Genomic DNA, 17,311 nt, shown 5'->3' with positions numbered 1-17,311 from the left:
AAACAGCCTCACATCAAGCGTCGACGCAACCGGGGACCACTCATCACCTGGCCGCGTGACACAACGTCGGAGTGCCCGCCGTCTCTTGCTTGCTGCTGCCCATTTCTCTCTGCCTCTCGTCGGGGCCCCTGGCGGGCCGCTTCACGGCCCGCGTGGTGCGGCATCTCCCGCCCGGCCATCACGTCCGTGAATCACGTCGTCATGATGACCCGCGGTTTGTGCCGCCGCGACCGTATTTACGGCGGTCCCCCTCCGCCTCCCCCTGTCGATCTCCGCCCCCCGAAGGGGCCGGTCTTTGAAGTGTCAGTGCGCGCCGAACAGTTCCAGGAGTTCGATCTTGCCGAACATGCGGGCGGTGTCGATCGCCGAGGGCGTGCCCGCGGCCGGATCGGCGCCGCCGTCGAGCAGCGCCTGGATGACCGCCGTCTCACCCTTGAACACGGCTCCGGCGAGCGGCGTCTGTCCGCGGTCGTTGACCCGGTCGGCGTCGGCGCCGCGCTGGAGCAGTGCCCTGACCGCGTCGGCGTGCCCGTGGTACGCGGCGAGCATCACCAGGCAGTCACCGCGGTCGTTGGTGAGACCGACCGGGACGCCCGCGTCGACGTAGGCGACCAGTTCCCCGGTCCGGCCCTGCCGGGCCAGGTCGAAGATCTTGGTCGCCAGCTCCACGACCTGCGGGTCGGGGGCTTCGCTCATCGGCCGGACCGCCTCTCATGACTTCCGTTCGGGTGAATCGCCAGCGTACTGGCTCGCGCACCGGCGTGGGGGCTCTGCCCGGCCGGGTGACCGACGGCTCCACCACCCGTGGGAAAAAAGCCGAATTTCACCCAGTTGCACCTTTTATCGTATGGATACATTCTGTGATCCTGGAAGTACTCATGGTGACTGTCCCCCCTTCGACACCAGGAGGTCCCAAATGATCCTCTCCATGTCCGGCGTGGTCCTGCTCGGCATCATCGTCTTCCTGTTCTTCCGCAAGGACGGGCTCAAGGGCTCCCACGCCGTCGTCTCGGCGCTGTTCGGCTTCTACCTGGCGAGCACGGCCATCGCGCCCAGCATCAAGGCGGGCGGCGAGAGCCTGGCGAGCCTCCTCGGCGGCATCAAGTTCTGACCGAGCCCCTCCCCCGAGGCCACGCGGACCGGCGGGTCCCGTCCGAGGGGGAGTCTCCCCACGCCCGCACCCACCTCCAGGAGACAGCAGTGGCCCGGCGCCCACTCCCCCGCATTCTGAGCAAGGACAGCGCGCAGCTCGCCCGCACCCAGCTCGCCCGGAGCCGGGAGCTGGCCCGGACGGCGGCCGACAGCGCCACGGACGTCCTCCACCCGCTGATCACCATCTCGCGCGGCCTGCGCCGGCTGGCCCTGGCCGGCCGGGCCAAGGTGGCGGCCACCCCCAAGGACAAGCGGGGCCCGCTGCTGTTCCTGGCAGCCGCCGTGGTCATGGCGGTCGCGCTCATGCCGTACGGTCCGCTGCTGGCCGCCGTGTCCCTGATGGTCGCGGCTGCCTGGTACGGGCGCGACCACGCCCCGGCCGCGCCCGAGGGCCCCGACCCCGCCCGGGCCGAACGGCTCCAGTCGCTCTACGAGGCGCTGGTGCCCTGCTTCTCCACCGCCGACGACCCGGCCCCGCTGTACGCGCACGGCGGCGCGTGGGACGCGGTCTTCACCGAGCACGAGTTCGACGAGGGCGGCCGGCTGGAGCAGATCGTCATCCGCTACCCGGCGTACTTCCCGGACGGCGACCCGGAGTCCCGCGCGCGGGTCGAACGGCTGCTGACCGCCAAGGCGGGCCGCGGCCGGGAGTACCGCTTCGCCTGGGAGGAGGAGGGCAACCGGCTCACGCTGAGCGTCCTCGCCGCCCTGCCCACCGGCATCACCGCCCAGCACTTCGTCACCGCGCCGGGCGAGACGGTGCTCGGCTTCACCGACCCCGACGAGGTGCAGCGCACCCTTCCGCTCTCCTACGGCGAGGAGCGGTGTGACGTGCCTCCGGTGGTCTGGCGCACCGGCAGCCGCTCGCCGGAGCCGCATCTGCTGGTCATGGGCCAGCCCGGCAGCGGCACGTCCACGCTGGTGCGCTCCATCGCCCTCCAGGCGCTGCGGCACGGTGACGTGATGATCGTGGACGGGGGCGGCACCGGCGAGTACTCCTGCCTGATCGGCCGGGAGGGCGTGCTCGCCGTGGAGTGCGCGCCGGCCGGGGCGGTGGCCGGTCTCGAATGGGTCGCGCAGGAGACCGAGCGGCGGCTCCTCGCGGTCAACCAGGCCCGGCAGGCGGGCGGTCCGCCACCGGAGGACACCACGCGTCCCCTGTGGGTCCTCCTGGACCGGCCGACCGTCTTCACCCACCTCGCCGAGGCGGAGCACCGGACCGACCCGCAGGCCCTGCTGCAGGTCCCGCTGCGGCACGGGCGGGCGGCCGGGGTGACGGTGGTGGTGGCCGAGCAGTTCGACAGCGCGGACACCCTGAGCGAGGCGATCGGCCAGCACACCCGCGCCCGGGTGGTCCTCGGCCCGGCCTCCCCGCAGCAGGTGGCCGCCTTCCTGGGCGCCCCGCCGCCCACCACCCCGCCGGACCACACCCCGCCCGGCCGCGGCTACGCCCGCCTCGGCTCCGGCCCGGTCCACCGCCTCCAGGTGCCGGCCACCCCGGACCCCTACGACGAGGCGACCCCGGAACCGGAGCGCCAGGCCGTACTGTCCCTGCTGCCCGGGCGCACCACGCCGGCGGCCTCGGAGCCGCCCCGCCCGACAGAGGTCGTCTCCCCCGCCGAACCGGCGGACGCCGTCCCGGCGGACCGGGCCTGACCTCCGTACGTACGTGACGTGCCCGCTCCGAGGGGTCGGAGCGGGCACGTTCCGCGTGTACGACTGGGCAGTTTCGTCTGGATCAGCGCGATCGCGTGCGAGTTCCAGCCCGGAACCCGACGGGTCCGCCTGCCGGAGAAGTACCGAACGATAGGGTGCCCTCTCGATCTGCACATGACAGATCAGCAACTCACTGTCCGGGGGGACCTCCACGTGAGACCACGCCTGTTCATCTCCACGTCGGTCGCGGCCGGCTTCCTCGCGGGCCTGGCCCTGCCGGGCCAAGCCCTGGCCGAGACCTCGGCGCCAAGCCCTGCGCCCGTGACGGCCGACGACACGTCGACGGCTGACGCCACGGGAGCGGCCGCAATCGCCACCGACCCCGCTCCGCCGGACGGCCAGGGGCCGGTGTCACTCACCAAACCGGTGCCGGGTCTGCCCTGGGCAGCCGCCGCTCCCCTCGACTACACCAATGACCGTGCCCACTTCACCGTCTCCGCACGGTCGTCCGGCAACGGCGCAACTGTCACCTCGCTCACTGCCCGCTTCTACCCGCTGCACGCGCCCGCGGACGCGGCACCCGTACTCACCGTGACGGACTTCGAGTACGTGGCGGCGGGTGTGTGGCGGCCGGCGGCCCCGATCGTGCTGCCGGCCTTCGGCGCCTACCGGGTTGCGCTGGACGTCCGCGACGACCACGGCTACGACGTCACGCTGCCCGCAGGCGGGACGGTGGAGTACCAGCAGGTCGTTCACTTCAGCTCCTACACGCAGACCGTCCCGTCGAACTTCGACTTCGACCACCGGACCGTCACCGTCCAGGGGTCCCTCACCCTGACCGACCCGGGCACCGGCCAGGTCAGCCCCTTCGCAGGCGCCACCGTGTCCGTCTACGGCAACGCCGGCGGCCCTACGCTGAAGGCGACGACGGCCGCCGACGGCACCTTCACGACCTCGTTCGACGCCGACGGTGCGATACAGGCTGTCGGCGAATACGACCCCGGCCGCGAGGACAGCTGGACCCACACCCGTGCGTACGCGTACCTCTCCCATCCCGACCTTCCGGCGCCCGAACCCACCCGGATCCGGTTCACCTCGCCACCGGACGTCTATGTTCCGGCCGCCGGCACGGCCACCGTGACCGGCGTCGTGGAGCGCAGGGTCGGCGACGCCTGGCTCCCCGTTCCCCACATATTTGTCGACCTGTCAGGCCCGCAGACCGGTTCCGAGTGGTTGCCCGGCTTCAGCGACGACCGGGGAGCTTTCGCCATCCCGATCTCCCAGGCCGGCGTCTACCAGGTCCGTGGCGAGGCGACGGACTACCTGCAGCAGAGCCCCGTCGAAAGCGTCCGCGTCCACATTCCCCAGCCCGGAGCCCAGTTCAGCAGTCTCAGCATCTCCCAGGACGCCACGGGCCAGGGCCGAATCGCCGGCCGTCTCACCCTGGGACAGGCCGGCTCCCCGCCCCCTGGCACCACGGTCCAGATGCAGTACTCCGCCGACGGCAGGAGCTGGCGCAACGCGGCTACCACCACGGTCGGACGCCAGGGCCTCGGCAAGGACGAATTCCTGTGCGGCGTCCGCCAGGGCGGCAACGCCAACGGCTACTGGCGCGTCTCCTTCCTCGGCAACAGCGACTGGCTGCCCGTCACCGGCAACGCGGTACACCTGTGGCGAACCCCCACCCGGATCGCCGGCGGGAGACCGAGCACCACGCACGCGAGCCACAATCAGAAGCTGTCCTTCTCCGGGAGCCTCCAGCAGTCTGCCGCGGGAGAATGGCATGCCTACGGCCACGCCCCCGTGCGACTGTGGTTCCAGCCGTCCGGCAGCAAGACCCGGCACCTCATGTCCACGGCCACCACCGACGCGCGCGGCCACTACAGCCTCACCGCCAAGGACACCAGCACCGGTACCTGGTACGTCACCTACCAGTCCCCCGATACCCACCACCTCGACTCGACGGGCGTGCACACCTGGGTCGGCGTCAAGTAGTCCGCTCACGCGAGCGGTGCTTCAAACGCCCCGAGCAGTGGCGGGGCATCGCTGCCCGCTACGGGAAGCCTGCCGCTGCCCACCTCGCCGGGCTCCATCCGGCAGGCATCTTCGGGAACCCGTCACGCCACGAACGCCCCCGGCGCGTCCCCGCCCCCGGTGGCCCCCGACTCCACCAGCCGCGCGGCCGAGGCCAGGCGGGCCGCCGCCTCGTCGGCCACCGCGCCGCCCACCGTGAAGGGCAGCCGCAGATACCCCTCGAAGGCGCCGTCCACGCCGAAGCGGGGTCCGGAGGGGACGCGGACGCCGACCCGCTCGCCCACCTCGGCGAGGCGGGAGCCGGAGAGGCCGCCGGCGCGGACCCAGAGGGTGAGACCGCCGGCCGGCACCTCGTACTCCCAGTCGGGCAGCTCGCGCCGGAGGGCGGCGAGCAGGTCGTCGCGGTTGTCGCGGGCCTGGGAGCGGCGGAGCGCCACGGCCTGCTCCCAGCCGCCGCTGGTGAACAGCCAGTGCACGGCGAGCTGTTCGAGGACCGGGGTGCCGAGGTCGGCATAGGCGCGCGCGGCGACCAGGCTGCGGATGACGTCCGGGGCGGCCCGGACCCAGCCGATGCGCATCCCGGCCCAGAACGCCTTGCTGGCCGAGCCGACGGTGATGACGGTCGAACCGGCCGGGTCGAAGCCACACATCGGGCGGGGCATGGCGCGGCCCAGCTCCTCCTCGAACCACAGCTCGCTCATCGTCTCGTCGGCGACCAGCACGGTCCCGGCCGCGCGGGCCGCGTCCACGAGCCGGCGCCGCTGGTCCTCGTCGGCCAGCGCACCGGTCGGGTTGTGGAAGTCGGCGACGACATAGGCGAGCCGGGGCGCGGCCTCGCGGAGCACCTGGCGCCAGCGGTCGAGGTCCCAGCCGCCGAGCCCCTCGGCCATGGCGACCGGAACGAGCCGTGCGCCCGCCTCCCGCATGAGCTGGAGGATGTTGGCGTAGGACGGCGACTCGACGGCGATCCGCTCACCCCGGCCCGCGAAGAGGTGGCAGATGGCGTCGATGGCGCCCATCGCGCCGGTGGTCACCATGATCTGCTCGGGCATGGTCGGGATTCCCCGGGCGGTGTACCGCTCGGCGATCGTGGCGCGCAGCGCGGGCAGTCCGGCCGGGTAGTCACCGTGGGTGTGGGCGTAGGGCGGGAGGGCCTCCAGGGCACCGGAGACGGCGCGGGTGAGCCAGGGCTCGGGCGCCGGGAGGGCCGCGCAGCCCAGGTCGATCATGGAGCCGAGGGCCTCGGGCGGCAGGGGCTCCAGGCCGCGTGCGGGCAGCGGGTTGCCCGCCGGGACGGCCGTCCAGCTGCCGGCGCCGCGCCGGGACTCCAGGAATCCCTCGGTGCGCAGCGTCTCGTACGCGGCGGCGACGGTGGTGCGGCTGACGGAGAGGGCGAGGGCCAGCTCACGCTCGGCGGGCAGCCGGGCGGCCACGGGGACGCGGCCCTCCAGGACGAGCAGCCGGATGCCGTCGGCCAGCGCGCGGTAGGCGGGCGGACGGCGCGTGCCGGGGCCACCGGGCCGTTCCTGCTGGGAGTTGAGGAGGCGGGCGAGCTGAGCGGCACCCACCGCCGAGGTCCACTGCGCCATGAAGATCAGTCCACCTTCCCCGGATTGGCCATGGATGGCTCTCCGTCCCACGCCACAGAGTGACACGGGCAAGGCCACAGTCTCCACCCCAGGGGGTATTCCATGTCCACTCCGGGCCGTCTCGCCCGTCGGCTGTTCCAGCTCTACGCCGGTCTCGCGCTGTACGGGGTGAGCTCGGCGCTGCTCGTCCGCTCGGGCCTCGGCCTGGAGCCGTGGAACGTGCTGCACCAGGGGCTCGCCGCCCGTACGGGCCTCAGCATGGGCGTGGTGCTGACCCTGCTCGGCGCGGCCCTGCTGCTGCTGTGGATTCCGTTGCGCCAGCGGCCCGGCCTGGGCACCGTCTCCAACGTGCTGGTGATCGGCTTCGCGATGGACGCCACCTTGTCCGTGCTGCCCGGCGCGCACGGCCTGGCCGCGCGGATCGCGCTGCTGGTCCTGGGGGTCGTGCTCAACGGCGCGGCGACCGGCCTCTACATCGCGGCGGACTTCGGCCCCGGCCCGCGCGACGGCCTGATGACCGGCCTGCACCGGCGCACCGGCCGCTCGATCCGGCTGATCCGCACCTGCGTGGAGGTCACCGTGGTGGCGACCGGCTTCGCCCTCGGCGGCACGGTCGGCGTCGGCACCGTGCTGTACGCGCTGGCGATCGGCCCGCTCGCCCAGTTCTTCCTGCGGGTCTTCGCGCTGCGCCCGGCACCCGTACCGAGCAGGGTGGTTGCCGCCCACGAGCCGGAGCGCGCGATACTGCGCCGGTGACCGAGCCGATACGCCACCCGTACCTGGACCACCCCGGCCCCATCGCCTTCGCCCACCGGGGCGGAGCGGCGGAGGGGGTGGAGAACACGGTGGCGCAGTTCCGCCGGGCGGTCGCGCTGGGCTACCGCTACATCGAGACCGACGTCCACCTCACCGCGGACGGCACGCTGGTCGCCTTCCACGACGACTCCCTGGACCGGGTGACCGACGGCACCGGCCGCCTCGCCGACCTGCCGTGGGCGGAGGTCCGGCAGGCCCGCGTGGGCGGCCGGGAGCCCGTGCCGCTCTTCGCGGAGCTGCTGGAGACGTTCCCCGAGGTCCGCTGGAACGTGGACGTGAAGGCGGAGGCGGCCCTGCTGCCCTTCCTGGAACTGGTCGGGCGGACGGATGCCTGGGACCGCGTCTGCCTGGGCTCCTTCTCCGAGGCGCGGGTGCGCCGGGCGCAGCGGCTGGCGGGGCCCAGGCTGGCCACTTCCCTCGGCACCCTGGGCGTGCTGGGGCTGCGGCTGCGCTCCTGGGGGCTGCCCGCCCCGGTGCGCGGCTCGGCCGTGGCGGCGCAGGTGCCGCAGGCGCAGTCGGGCGTCCCGGTGGCCGACGGGCGCTTCGTGCGGGCGGCGCACGCGCGCGGGCTCCAGGTGCACGTGTGGACGGTCAACGATCCCGGGCGGATGCACCGGCTCCTGGAGCTGGGGGTCGATGGCATCATGACCGATCACATCGACACGTTGCGCGAGGTCATGGAGGACCGCGGCGTCTGGGTCTGAACTGGTCCCGCGACGCCTCCCCCGCCTTGGCACGGCACTGCGGCGGGGAAGCGAGGGCGCGGGGTGGGTATCGACACCGTGCGGGCGGGGGCGCCCGACGACATGGCGGGTTCACGGCGCGAGCAACGCGGCTGGTACTGGTACGACTGGGCGTGCTCGGTCTACTCCACGAGCGTCCTCACCGTGTTCCTCGGCCCGTACCTGACCGCGGTGGCCCGGCACGCGGCCGACGCCGACGGCTATGTGCACCCGCTCGGGCTGCCGGTGCGCGCGGGCTCGTTCTTCGCCTACACGGTCTCCCTGTCCGTGATCGTCGCGGTGCTGGTGATGCCCCTCGTGGGGAGCCTGGCCGACCGCACGGGCCGCAAGAAGCCGCTGCTGGCCGGGGCCGCGTACACCGGGGCGGCCGCGACCACGGGCATGTTCTTCCTGGACGGCGACCGGTATCTGCTCGGCGGCCTTCTGCTGGTGGTGGCCAACGCGGCGCAGTCGGTCGGGATGATGCTCTACAACTCCTACCTGCCGCAGATCGCGCCGCCCGCCGAACGCGACCGGGTCTCCTCGCGCGGCTGGGCCTTCGGCTACGCGGCCGGCTCCCTGATGCTGGTCGTCAACCTGGTGCTGTACCTGGGCCACGCCTCCTTCGGGCTCTCCGAGCCGGCGGCCGTGCGGGTATGCCTGGCCTCGGCCGGGCTGTGGTGGGGCGCCTTCGCGCTGATCCCGCTGCGCCGGCTGCGCGACCGGCACGCGCGCGTGGCGGCCGCCGCCCCGACCGGGCTGCGTCAGCTGGCGGCCACGGTGAAGGACATGCGCCGCCACCCCCGCACCCTCGCCTTCCTGCTGGCCTACCTCGTCTACAACGACGGCATCCAGACGGTGATCACCCAGGCCTCGGTGTACGGCTCGGAGGAGCTCGGCCTGGAGCAGTCCACGCTCATCGGCGCGGTCCTGCTGGTGCAGGTGCTCGCGGTCGCGGGCGCCCTGGCGATGGGCCGGCTGGCGAGGTCCTACGGCGCCCAGCCCACGATCCTCGGCTCCCTGGTGGCCTGGACGTGCACGCTGGCCGCCGGGTACTTCCTGCCCGCCGGGGCGCCGGTGTTCTTCTACGTGCTGGCGGCCGCGATCGGCCTGGTGCTCGGCGGCAGCCAGGCCCTGTCCCGCTCGCTGTTCTCCCATCTGATCCCGCCGGGCAAGGAGGCGGAGTACTTCTCCGCGTACGAGATGAGCGACCGGGGCATGAGCTGGCTCGGGCCGCTGCTGTTCGGGGTGACCTACCAGCTCACCGGAAGCTACCGCTCGGCGATCGTCTCCCTGGTGGCCTTCTTCGTCATCGGCTTCGTGCTGCTGGCGCGGGTACCGGTCCGGCGTGCGATCGGCGAGGCGGGGAACCCGGTCCCCGAGAGGATTTAGCGTTCAACACGAAAGGGCGGTAGTGTACGCGTTTGGCCTGCCAGGCGTACCGTTACTGCGCGTCAAAGAAAGCGAAACGCTGGGTCATATCTGCGATGAGATGTGACAAACCGGGCGCATGTGGGTACAACAAGGGGCGGCTACGACGGCGACGCACGACCCGGAACGGGACTCGGAACGGGAATCTTTACCGCCGACCGGACGTTGACCGGATGACGACGACAGCGACACCTGTCCTGTGGGCGACAAGCCCGGGAGGCACGATTCATGAGTGAGCGAGCTCTTCGCGGTACGCGCCTCGTGGTGACCAGCTACGAGACGGACCGCGGCATCGACCTGGCCCCGCGCCAGGCCGTGGAGTACGCATGCGAGAAGGGGCATCGTTTCGAGATGCCCTTCTCGGTCGAGGCGGAGATTCCGCCGGAGTGGGAGTGCAAGGTCTGCGGGGCCCAGGCACTCCTGGTCGACGGCGACGGCCCTGAGGAGAAGAAGGCCAAGCCCGCGCGTACCCATTGGGACATGCTGATGGAACGACGCACCCGCGAGGAACTCGAAGAGGTCCTCGAGGAGCGTCTGGCGGTCCTGCGGTCGGGCGCGATGAACATCGCGGTACACCCGCGCGACAGCCGCAAGTCCGCGTAGCCCCAAGGGGCTGCGCCGACCTGGCGCACAGAGAACCGCGGGCGCCGTACATCATCACGATGTACGGCGCCCGCGGTTCTGTGCTGTCCGGACCCGCCCGCTCAGCGGTTCAGCGGCGGCCGGGGTTCGCCGAAGGGGTCGTCGCGGCGCTCCCGGACGACCTCGCCCTGCACCACCTTGCCGTCGGGGCGGTGGATACGGGCCTGCTGGAAGGCGTCGCCGAGGGAACCGGGCGTGGCCCCGCGCAGCTTGCGGCTCACCACGTGCTCGGTGCGACGGCGGACCAGGTTCTGCACCGGGGGCAGCAGCAGGAGCAGTCCGGCCGCGTCGGAGAGCATGCCGGGGAGCATCAGCAGGAGTCCGGCGAGCATCAGCAGGCCGTTGCCGCCGCCGCCCGAGGAGGGGGCCGCACCGCGCCGCAGGGCCTCGTCCAGATTGCGGAAGGCGCGGCGGCCGGCCCGTTTCACCACGACCGCGCCCGCGACGAAGCTCGCGGCCAGGATCAGGAACACCGCGAGGCCCCCGGCCGCGTCCGCGACCAGGGTGAACAGCCAGATCTCCAGCACCAGCCACGCGGCGAGGGCGAGCGGCAGGTACCTGCGCAGCGCCGAGCGCTTGGGCCGCCCGGTCTGCCCGGTCCGCGGAGGGGTGGATGCGCCAGTCGTCATGCTCCCAGTGTGCCTGGGCCCGCCTCAGTGCCGCATAAGGGGTGGATTCATCCCCGCCGACCGGGACCGTACGGCCGGGACCGGCTCCTACCTGCCCTTGGCCTTGATCTTGCCGACGCGGTCGCCCACGCCCCAGGCGGTGACCCGCCACAGGGCCTCCACCAGGATGTCCCGGCTCATCTTGGAGTCGCCGAACTCGCGCTCCACGAAGGTGATCGGGACCTCCACCACGTGGTACCCGGCCTTCACCGCGCGGCGGGCGAGGTCGACCTGGAAGCAGTAGCCCTGCGAGGCGACCTCCTCCAGACCGAGCCCCTGGAGGGTCTCCGCGCGGAAGGCGCGGTAGCCGCCGGTGATGTCGCGGAGCGGCAGGTCGAGGGCGATCCGGGAGTACAGGCTGCCGCCGCGGGAGATGACCTCGCGCGACCGGGGCCAGTTCACCACCCGGCCGCCGGGCACCCAGCGCGAGCCGAGGACCAGGTCGGCGCCCTTGAGGGCGGTCAGCAGACGGGGCAGTTCCTCGGGCTGGTGGGAGCCGTCGGCGTCCATCTCGACCAGCACGCCGTAGCCGTGCTCCAGGCCCCAGCGGAAGCCCGCGAGGTAGGCGGCGCCCAGGCCCTCCTTGCCCTTGCGGTGCAGCACCTGGACGTGGTCGTCCGTGGCGGCCAGTTCGTCGGCAAGCTTGCCGGTGCCGTCGGGGCTGTTGTCGTCCGCCACGAGGACGTGCGCCTCGGGGACGGCCTTGCGTACCCGGCCCACGATGGCCTTGATGTTCTCCGCCTCGTTGTAGGTCGGAATGATCACCAAGGCCGTGCCGAGCGGACCGAACTGCCGCCCTCCGGCCTTGGCCGAGAGGGTCCCGTCGCCGTCGTTCACTGCTGCCCCTTCATGTCGTGCGCAGGCGTCCACCATAGTGGTCACGGCCTGCGATGACGCGGCGGCACGGGGCTCGGGCGGTGCCGGAAGCCGATGAGCGGGGCAGGAGCCCGCTTTCCGTCGCGTCTGGCTCGGCGGATGGGGGCCCGCGCCGCCCTTCGGGCCGACCTGGGACCCGCTGGCTGCGGATCGACCGAGAGCCGTTGTCTACTGAGCGCGCGGGCCCCATCCGGGTCACACCTTGCCGACCGGCCGGAGCGCTCCCTCGTCGGCGCCAGCACTGCGCCTGGCTGCCGTCGACGGCGCCCCGGTACGGCACACCGTCCTGACCCAGTGGCGCCGCGACGAGTATGTGAACACTCCCCGGTCGAACGTCCGTTGGTGGACTCGGCCGAACCTACCGGCCCCCTGCCGTCGGCTGTCAACAGCCCCCTGGCCAGCGGCTACGCCGGACAGGGCCCGGAAAAAGGCGAGGATGCGCAGGTCGGGCGACGAAGCGGTGCCACCCGTACGGCCGCACCGCCGGGCCGGGAGATCACTCGCCCGGCCGTACGAACACCGTCCGGCCCCCGACCACCGTCCGCAGGCAGACCGGGAGTCCGGTGCCGGGGGTGAGGTCGGGCAGGCCGGGGGTGCCGGAGCGGGGGTCGGTGGACCAGCGGGCCACCCGGTCGTCGGGGGCCTGCACGATCAGGTCACCGGTGTGCCAGACCGCGTAGTCGGCGGGGGCGCCCGGCACCAGGACGCCCGCGTCGTCCCGGCCGATGGCGCGCCAGCCGCCGCGCGTGTGCGCGGTGAAGGCGGCCCGCACCGACACCCGGTGCTCGGGCGTGCGGTGGAAGGCGGCGGCACGGACGGTGCCCCAGGGGTCGAGCGGGGTGACCGGGCTGTCGGAGCCGAAGGCGAGCGGCACCCCGGCGCGCAGCAGGGCCGCGTACGGGTTGAGGGTGCGGGCCCGCTCGGCGCCCAGGCGGCGGACGTACATGCCGTCCTCGCCGCCCCAGACGGCGTCGAACGCGGGCTGGACGGAGGCGATCAGGCCCAGCTCGGCGAAGGCGGCGACGGTGTCGGGGGTGAGCATCTCGGCGTGCTCGACCCGGTGCCGGGCGGCCCGTACGCGGGCCAGGCCGACCTTCTCGGCGGCGGTGCGCACACCCTCGGCCACGGCGGTGACGGCGGCGTCGCCGATGGCGTGGAAGCCGGCCTGCAGCCCGGCCTCGGTACAGGCCACGACATGCTCGGCGACCGCGTCGGCGTCCAGGTAGGCGGTGCCGGTGTGCGGGGCGTCGGTGTACGGCTGGTGCAGGCAGGCGGTGTGGGAGCCCAGCGCCCCGTCCACGAAGAGGTCGCCGGCCGCGCCCGCCGCGCCCAGCTCGCGGGCCTTGTCGACGTCCCGCTCGGCCCAGTAGCCGACGACGCGGGGGCCGGGCAGTTCCCCGGCGAGCCGGAGCAGGCCGGTGAAGTCGTCCTCGGAGGAGATCTGCGGGCCGCCGCACTCGTGCACCGAGCCGATGCCGAGGGAGGCCGCGTGCGCGAGCGCGGCGCGCTGGGCCTCGGCGCGCTGGACCGGGGCGAGCGCGCCGAGCGCGGCCTCGCGGACGGCGTGGTGGTCGTCGGCGGTGAGCGGGGCGTCGGCGCGGCTCACGGCGGCCGGGACGAGGTCCAGCAGGGCGGTGCTGACGACGGCGGAGTGGACGTCCGCGCGGGAGAGGTAGAGCGGGCGGCCTCCGGTGGCCGCGTCCAGCTCCGCGCGCGCCGGCGGACGACCGCCGGGCCAGCGGGCGGCGTCCCAGCCGTGGCCCAGCAGGACCCGGTCGGCGGGGCGGGCGGCGGCGAACTCCCGGACCAGGGCGAGAGCCGCCTCCAGGGAGGGCGCGCCGGAGAGGTCGAGGCCGGTCAGCGCGAGTCCGGTGGCGGTGGTGTGCACATGGGCGTCGGTGAAGGCGGGGGTGACGAGGGCGCCGTCGAGGTCGATCACCTCGTCGACCCCGTCGGCGAAGGCGTCGGCGGCGCCCTCCGAGCCCACCCAGGCGACCTGACCGCGCTCCACCACCATCGCGGTGGCGAAGGGGTCGGCGGGACTGTGGACCTCGCCCCGGCGCAGGAGGACGGTCTCGGGGCCGGCGGGCTGCTCACTCATGCCCACCAGTCTCCCCCGTACCCGCGAGGCACCCGGAACCGGGGCTCGCGAACGGGGGAGCTCAGGAGATCTTCGGCGGGCGCGCCTCGTACGGCGTGGAGAGCACGACCGTGGTGCGGGTGGAGACGCCGGCCAGGGAGCGCAGCCTGGCGAGGAGTTCCTCCAGTTCGTGCGGGGTGGCCACCCGCACCTTGAGGATGTAGTTCTCGTCCCCGGCGACGCTGTGGCACGCCTCGATCTCGGGGACGCCCGCGAGCCGCTCGGCGATGTCGTCGGGGGCGCTGGGGTCGAACGGTTTGACGGAGATGAACGCGGTCATCGGCAGGCCGACGGCCTCGGGGTCGACGACGGCGGCGTAGCCGCGGATGACGCCCCGCTGTTCGAGCCGGCGCACGCGCTGGTGCACGGCCGACGTGGACAGGCCCGTGGCCTTGCCCAGGTCCGTGTAGCTCATCCGCCCGTCCGTGACGAGCAACTGCACGATCTGACGGTCCAGCTCCTCCATGGGCCAGAACCTACCGTGCGCCCCCGCGCGCGTGCGCGCGGGGGAAGCGGGGGACGACTTCGGCGGGCTCCGATGGCGCGGCACGCGGCATCTGGGCGGATATCCGCCGTTAGCCTGTGACGAACGCCACACCATGTGAGCGCGCTGCGTGAGGTTCTCGCGGTTACCGCCGAGAACCTGCGGGAAGTGCTTGCTGTGGTCGAGGCCGCAGCGCCTTCACGGCCCAGCCTTAGGGGGAGAATCCCATGCAGAGTGTCAAGCGCCCCGTTCGTTCTGCCGTCAAGCGGCAGCAGCTCGTCGTCGAGCCCGAGCCGGAGGGTGTCGAACCGGACTCCGGTGACGCCTACGGCCCCGACGCCGACTACGACACCTTCGAGATGTACCGGGTGATCTGCCCGGACTGCGCGCAGGCCATCGCGCTGCTGGCGGACGAGGAGTCCCTGCCGGAGCACGCGCTGTGCGCCTCGCCGTGGAACCCCTTCGGCCTGACGGCCTGTGCCGGCACGGGCCGCGCGGCGGCGGACGCCCGCCCCGCCGACGAGTCCTTCGCGCCGCAGGAGCAGGACACCGCGCTGCTGCTGACGCTCCCCCAGGGCCTGGACTGGCGGACCCAGCCGTTCTCGCACGTGGGCGGTCCGGGCTCGCGCCCGATGCAGGTGCCGTTCATGCGCGGCAAGGCCGCCGCCTGAGCGGTGCGGACGACGCTGAACTGACGCTCGATTCCGCCCGCCGGTGACCTGCCCGGCCGCGCTCGCGTTGGCCGGGCATGACTCCCACCCAGACGGCCACCGGGCGTCAGCGCCGCGTCTACGTGCCCCGGCCGGCGGACGCGACCCCGCCCCCGGACCCGCCCATCTACACCGAGCTGATGCGGGTCTGGGCCGACCGGGGCCGCACACTGCCGGGGCGCCACGACCCGGAGTGGGCCGAGCTGGCCGCCCCGACGGTGCGCAGGGGGCAGTTCAGCGACTCTCCGGCCCCGCCAGATGACGTGCGATGACCATCCGCTGGATCTGGTTGGTGCCCTCGACGATCTGGAGCACCTTGGCCTCGCGCATGTAGCGCTCGGCCGGGAAGTCGGCGGTGTAGCCGTAGCCGCCGAGGACCTGCACGGCGTCGACGGTGACCCGCATCGCGGTGTCGGTGCAGTGCAGCTTGGCCATGGCGGCCTGCTTGGCGAACGGCCTGCCCGCGTCCTTGAGCCGGGCCGCCGCCAGGTACAGCGCCCGGCCCGCCTCGATCTGGGTGGCCATGTCGGCCAGCAGGAAGCGCAGTCCCTGGAAGTCCGCGATGGGATGCCCGAACTGCCGGCGCTCGGTCGCGTACGCCACCGCCTGGTCCAGGGCCGCCTGGGCGACGCCGATCGCGCAGGCCGCTATGCCGAGCCGGCCCGAGTCGAGCGCCGAGAGGGCGATGCCGAAGCCCTGGCCCTCCTCGCCGATGCGCCGCTCGTCCGGGACGCGTACGCCGTCCAGGTGAACCTGGGCGGTGGGGCTGCCCTTGAGGCCCATCTTCTTCTCCGGCAGGGCCGCGCTCAGGCCCTCGGCGTCGCCGGGCACCAGGAACGCGGTGATGCCGCGCGGGCCGTCGGCGCCGGTGCGGGCCATCACGGTGTAGAAGTCCGCGATGCCGCCGTGGGTGATCCACGCCTTGGTGCCGCTGAGCACCCAGTCCTCGCCGTCGCGGACGGCCCTGGTGCGCAGGGAGGCCGCGTCGGAGCCCGAGGACGGCTCGGAGAGGCAGTAGGCGCCGAGCAGACCGCCGCCGAGCATGGCGGGCAGGTGCTCGACCTGCTGCTGCTTGGTGCCGTGGGTGGCGAGCGCGTACGAGGCGAGGGTGTGGACGCTGACGCCGAGACCGACGGTGAGCCGGGCCGCGGCCAGCTCCTCCAGCACCTGGAGGTAGACCTCGTAGGGCTGCTCGCCGCCACCGTGCTCCGGGTCGTAGGGCAGGCCCAGCAGGCCCGCTTCCGACAGCAGGGTGAAGACCTCGCGGGGGAAGCGTCCGGCGTCCTCCTCCTCGGCCGCCGTGGGCGCGATCTCACGCTGTGCGATGTCCCGGACCAGGGCGAGCAGATCCCTCGCCTCGTCCGTGGGCAGTTGACGCTCCACCGGCTGCGTTTCGCGGTCGGACATGGCGTCGGACTCCTCCCTGTGCGGGCACATCGGCGGATGTGCGCCTTGGGTGGGGCGGCTCCGCGCGATCGCTCCGGTGGCGCCGAGGCCCGCCTCCGGGTCTCGGAGGCGGCTGACCAGCGGCTTGTGCCGTGAGTATGCCCGATCGGAGACCTCCCGTCACCAGTTAACGACCGCTTACTCGAAGAATCCAGCCGGAGCCGTCCGCACCCCCTTCGGCCGGGGCGCGGACGGGGCCGTACGGGGGAATCTCAGCCGTCGCGGCGGGCGGGCGGCGGGGCCGGACAGGAGGGGTCCAGCTCCTCGATGGCGCGCAGGGTGCCGCCGAGCGTCTTGACCAGCAGTTCGCCCAGGGCGGCGCGGGTCAGCTCCGGACGTCCGATCCAGTCCAGCGTGGTGCCCTCGACGCTGCACACCCAGGAGAACAGGCCGGTACGGGCCAGCGGGCCGATGTCGGTCCTGCCGTACGCGCCGTCGGCGATGGTGGCGACGATCGCCTCGCGCACCCCGTCCCGGATGGCGTGCACCTCGGCGTCGAAGCCGACACCGCCGCTGACGATGGTGCGGTACGCGGCCTGGTGGTGCTCGGCGAAGTGGAGGTAGCCGTCGATGGTGCGCTGGAGGCGGTCCACGGCGGGGAGTTCGGCGCCGCCGGCGGCGAAGGCGACCAGCTCGGCGACGGAGTCCTGGACGATCGCCAGGTAGTAGCCGCGCTTGGAGTGGAAGTAGTAGTAGATCAGGCCCTTGGCGACATGGGCCTGGCGGGCGATGTCGTCCATGGACAGCGCGTCGTAGGAGGTGTCCGCGAACAAAGTACGCCCGATGGCGAGGAGTTCGGCGCGGCGGGCCGCGGAGCGGTCGGTGCCACGCGCGGGCACGGCCGCTTGTTGCTGACGCACACTCACAGTCTGCCCTGGTCTCGACGTTCGGCGGGACCCGCGCAGTATGGCAGAGGGGGCGGCCGGACCGGAGCCCGGCCGCCCC

At 73.1% G+C, this 17,311-nt stretch carries 17 protein-coding genes; 9 read left to right on the top strand and 8 right to left on the bottom strand.

What is annotated here, in order from left to right:
- Positions 1-303 precede the first annotated feature (303 nt).
- Entirely contained in the window at positions 304-696 is a 393-nt protein-coding gene (locus tag EV284_RS30925; RefSeq protein WP_130339985.1) for an ankyrin repeat domain-containing protein, read from the bottom strand.
- Positions 697-916: 220 nt separating this feature from the next.
- Here EV284_RS30925 and EV284_RS30920 point away from each other — a divergent pair, with 220 nt between their 5' ends.
- The 3 genes from EV284_RS30920 (at position 917) to EV284_RS30910 (ending at position 4,803) form a co-directional block, all read left to right on the top strand.
- Positions 917-1,111, top strand: coding sequence for a hypothetical protein (locus tag EV284_RS30920; RefSeq protein ID WP_030810431.1), 195 nt, complete (start codon positions 917-919; stop codon positions 1,109-1,111).
- An 89-nt stretch (positions 1,112-1,200) separates the two neighbouring features.
- Complete coding sequence (locus EV284_RS30915) at positions 1,201-2,808, top strand: ATP-binding protein (protein ID WP_130339983.1); 1,608 nt, start codon at positions 1,201-1,203, stop codon at positions 2,806-2,808.
- Positions 2,809-3,021: 213 nt separating this feature from the next.
- Positions 3,022-4,803: a hypothetical protein gene (locus tag EV284_RS30910; RefSeq protein WP_130339981.1), complete on the top strand. Its 1,782-nt coding sequence runs from the start codon at positions 3,022-3,024 to the stop codon at positions 4,801-4,803.
- A 122-nt stretch (positions 4,804-4,925) separates the two neighbouring features.
- Here EV284_RS30910 and EV284_RS30905 read toward each other — a convergent pair whose 3' ends face one another.
- Complete coding sequence (locus tag EV284_RS30905; RefSeq protein WP_130339980.1) at positions 4,926-6,431, bottom strand: PLP-dependent aminotransferase family protein; 1,506 nt, start codon at positions 6,429-6,431, stop codon at positions 4,926-4,928.
- A 102-nt stretch (positions 6,432-6,533) separates the two neighbouring features.
- Here EV284_RS30905 and EV284_RS30900 point away from each other — a divergent pair, with 102 nt between their 5' ends.
- The 4 genes from EV284_RS30900 to EV284_RS30885 all read left to right on the top strand — a co-directional run bounded on the left by EV284_RS30900 (position 6,534) and on the right by EV284_RS30885 (position 10,003).
- On the top strand, positions 6,534-7,187 hold the full coding sequence (locus EV284_RS30900; RefSeq protein WP_130339979.1) for a hypothetical protein: 654 nt from the start codon (positions 6,534-6,536) through the stop codon (positions 7,185-7,187).
- Complete coding sequence (locus EV284_RS30895) at positions 7,184-7,951, top strand: glycerophosphodiester phosphodiesterase (RefSeq protein WP_130339978.1); 768 nt, start codon at positions 7,184-7,186, stop codon at positions 7,949-7,951. The genes EV284_RS30900 and EV284_RS30895 overlap by 4 nt, the downstream gene beginning before the upstream one ends.
- Positions 7,952-8,014: 63 nt before the next feature.
- Positions 8,015-9,361 (top strand): MFS transporter, encoded by a 1,347-nt coding sequence (locus EV284_RS30890; RefSeq protein WP_130339977.1) that lies wholly within the window; start codon positions 8,015-8,017, stop codon positions 9,359-9,361.
- A gap of 267 nt (positions 9,362-9,628) precedes the next feature.
- The gene (locus EV284_RS30885) at positions 9,629-10,003 is read left to right on the top strand and encodes an RNA polymerase-binding protein RbpA (protein WP_003977404.1); all 375 of its coding nucleotides are present in this window, start codon (positions 9,629-9,631) and stop codon (positions 10,001-10,003) included.
- Positions 10,004-10,104: 101 nt separating this feature from the next.
- Here EV284_RS30885 and fxsA read toward each other — a convergent pair whose 3' ends face one another.
- The 4 genes from fxsA to EV284_RS30865 all read right to left on the bottom strand — a co-directional run bounded on the left by fxsA (position 10,105) and on the right by EV284_RS30865 (position 14,192).
- Positions 10,105-10,671, bottom strand: coding sequence for an FxsA family membrane protein (gene fxsA / locus EV284_RS30880; protein ID WP_130339976.1), 567 nt, complete (start codon positions 10,669-10,671; stop codon positions 10,105-10,107).
- Between the two features lie 87 nt (positions 10,672-10,758).
- On the bottom strand, positions 10,759-11,547 hold the full coding sequence (locus EV284_RS30875; RefSeq protein ID WP_130339975.1) for a polyprenol monophosphomannose synthase: 789 nt from the start codon (positions 11,545-11,547) through the stop codon (positions 10,759-10,761).
- Between the two features lie 535 nt (positions 11,548-12,082).
- Complete coding sequence (locus EV284_RS30870) at positions 12,083-13,687, bottom strand: amidohydrolase (protein ID WP_130339974.1); 1,605 nt, start codon at positions 13,685-13,687, stop codon at positions 12,083-12,085.
- A 61-nt stretch (positions 13,688-13,748) separates the two neighbouring features.
- On the bottom strand, positions 13,749-14,192 hold the full coding sequence (locus EV284_RS30865; RefSeq protein ID WP_130339973.1) for an Lrp/AsnC family transcriptional regulator: 444 nt from the start codon (positions 14,190-14,192) through the stop codon (positions 13,749-13,751).
- A 245-nt stretch (positions 14,193-14,437) separates the two neighbouring features.
- Between EV284_RS30865 and EV284_RS30860 the strand changes: the two genes are divergently transcribed.
- Positions 14,438-14,881: a hypothetical protein gene (locus EV284_RS30860; protein ID WP_130339971.1), complete on the top strand. Its 444-nt coding sequence runs from the start codon at positions 14,438-14,440 to the stop codon at positions 14,879-14,881.
- Positions 14,882-14,958: 77 nt separating this feature from the next.
- On the top strand, positions 14,959-15,192 hold the full coding sequence (locus EV284_RS30855) for a hypothetical protein (RefSeq protein WP_130339969.1): 234 nt from the start codon (positions 14,959-14,961) through the stop codon (positions 15,190-15,192).
- On the opposite strand, the gene EV284_RS30850 is transcribed toward EV284_RS30855, so the two are convergent.
- Positions 15,155-16,327: an acyl-CoA dehydrogenase gene (locus EV284_RS30850; RefSeq protein ID WP_130339967.1), complete on the bottom strand. Its 1,173-nt coding sequence runs from the start codon at positions 16,325-16,327 to the stop codon at positions 15,155-15,157. The two genes, EV284_RS30855 and EV284_RS30850, sit on opposite strands and share 38 nt — an antisense overlap.
- A gap of 251 nt (positions 16,328-16,578) precedes the next feature.
- Positions 16,579-17,232: a TetR/AcrR family transcriptional regulator gene (locus EV284_RS30845; protein ID WP_130339965.1), complete on the bottom strand. Its 654-nt coding sequence runs from the start codon at positions 17,230-17,232 to the stop codon at positions 16,579-16,581.
- Positions 17,233-17,311: the final 79 nt, after the last annotated feature.

It is taken from the genome of Streptomyces sp. BK022 (genome assembly GCF_004217355.1).
GTDB lineage: Bacteria > Actinomycetota > Actinomycetes > Streptomycetales > Streptomycetaceae > Streptomyces > Streptomyces griseoluteus.
The sequence above is the reverse complement of the archived record's forward strand: the minus strand, read 5'-3'. Positions and strand labels throughout refer to the sequence as shown.

Excerpts from the sequence above, each read along its gene's own strand:
- EV284_RS30900 (WP_130339979.1), top strand. The coding sequence starts at position 6,534 with ATGTCCACTCCGGGCCGTCTCGCCCGTCGGCTGTTCCAGCTCTACGCC.
- EV284_RS30925 (WP_130339985.1), bottom strand. The coding sequence starts at position 696 with ATGAGCGAAGCCCCCGACCCGCAGGTCGTGGAGCTGGCGACCAAGATC.
- EV284_RS30870 (WP_130339974.1), bottom strand. The coding sequence starts at position 13,687 with ATGAGTGAGCAGCCCGCCGGCCCCGAGACCGTCCTCCTGCGCCGGGGC.
- EV284_RS30860 (WP_130339971.1), top strand. The coding sequence starts at position 14,438 with ATGCAGAGTGTCAAGCGCCCCGTTCGTTCTGCCGTCAAGCGGCAGCAG.
- EV284_RS30855 (WP_130339969.1), top strand. The coding sequence starts at position 14,959 with ATGACTCCCACCCAGACGGCCACCGGGCGTCAGCGCCGCGTCTACGTG.
- EV284_RS30885 (WP_003977404.1), top strand. The coding sequence starts at position 9,629 with ATGAGTGAGCGAGCTCTTCGCGGTACGCGCCTCGTGGTGACCAGCTAC.
- EV284_RS30920 (WP_030810431.1), top strand. The coding sequence starts at position 917 with ATGATCCTCTCCATGTCCGGCGTGGTCCTGCTCGGCATCATCGTCTTC.
- EV284_RS30865 (WP_130339973.1), bottom strand. The coding sequence starts at position 14,192 with ATGGAGGAGCTGGACCGTCAGATCGTGCAGTTGCTCGTCACGGACGGG.
- fxsA (WP_130339976.1), bottom strand. The coding sequence starts at position 10,671 with ATGACGACTGGCGCATCCACCCCTCCGCGGACCGGGCAGACCGGGCGG.
- EV284_RS30905 (WP_130339980.1), bottom strand. The coding sequence starts at position 6,431 with ATGGCGCAGTGGACCTCGGCGGTGGGTGCCGCTCAGCTCGCCCGCCTC.
- EV284_RS30850 (WP_130339967.1), bottom strand. The coding sequence starts at position 16,327 with ATGTCCGACCGCGAAACGCAGCCGGTGGAGCGTCAACTGCCCACGGAC.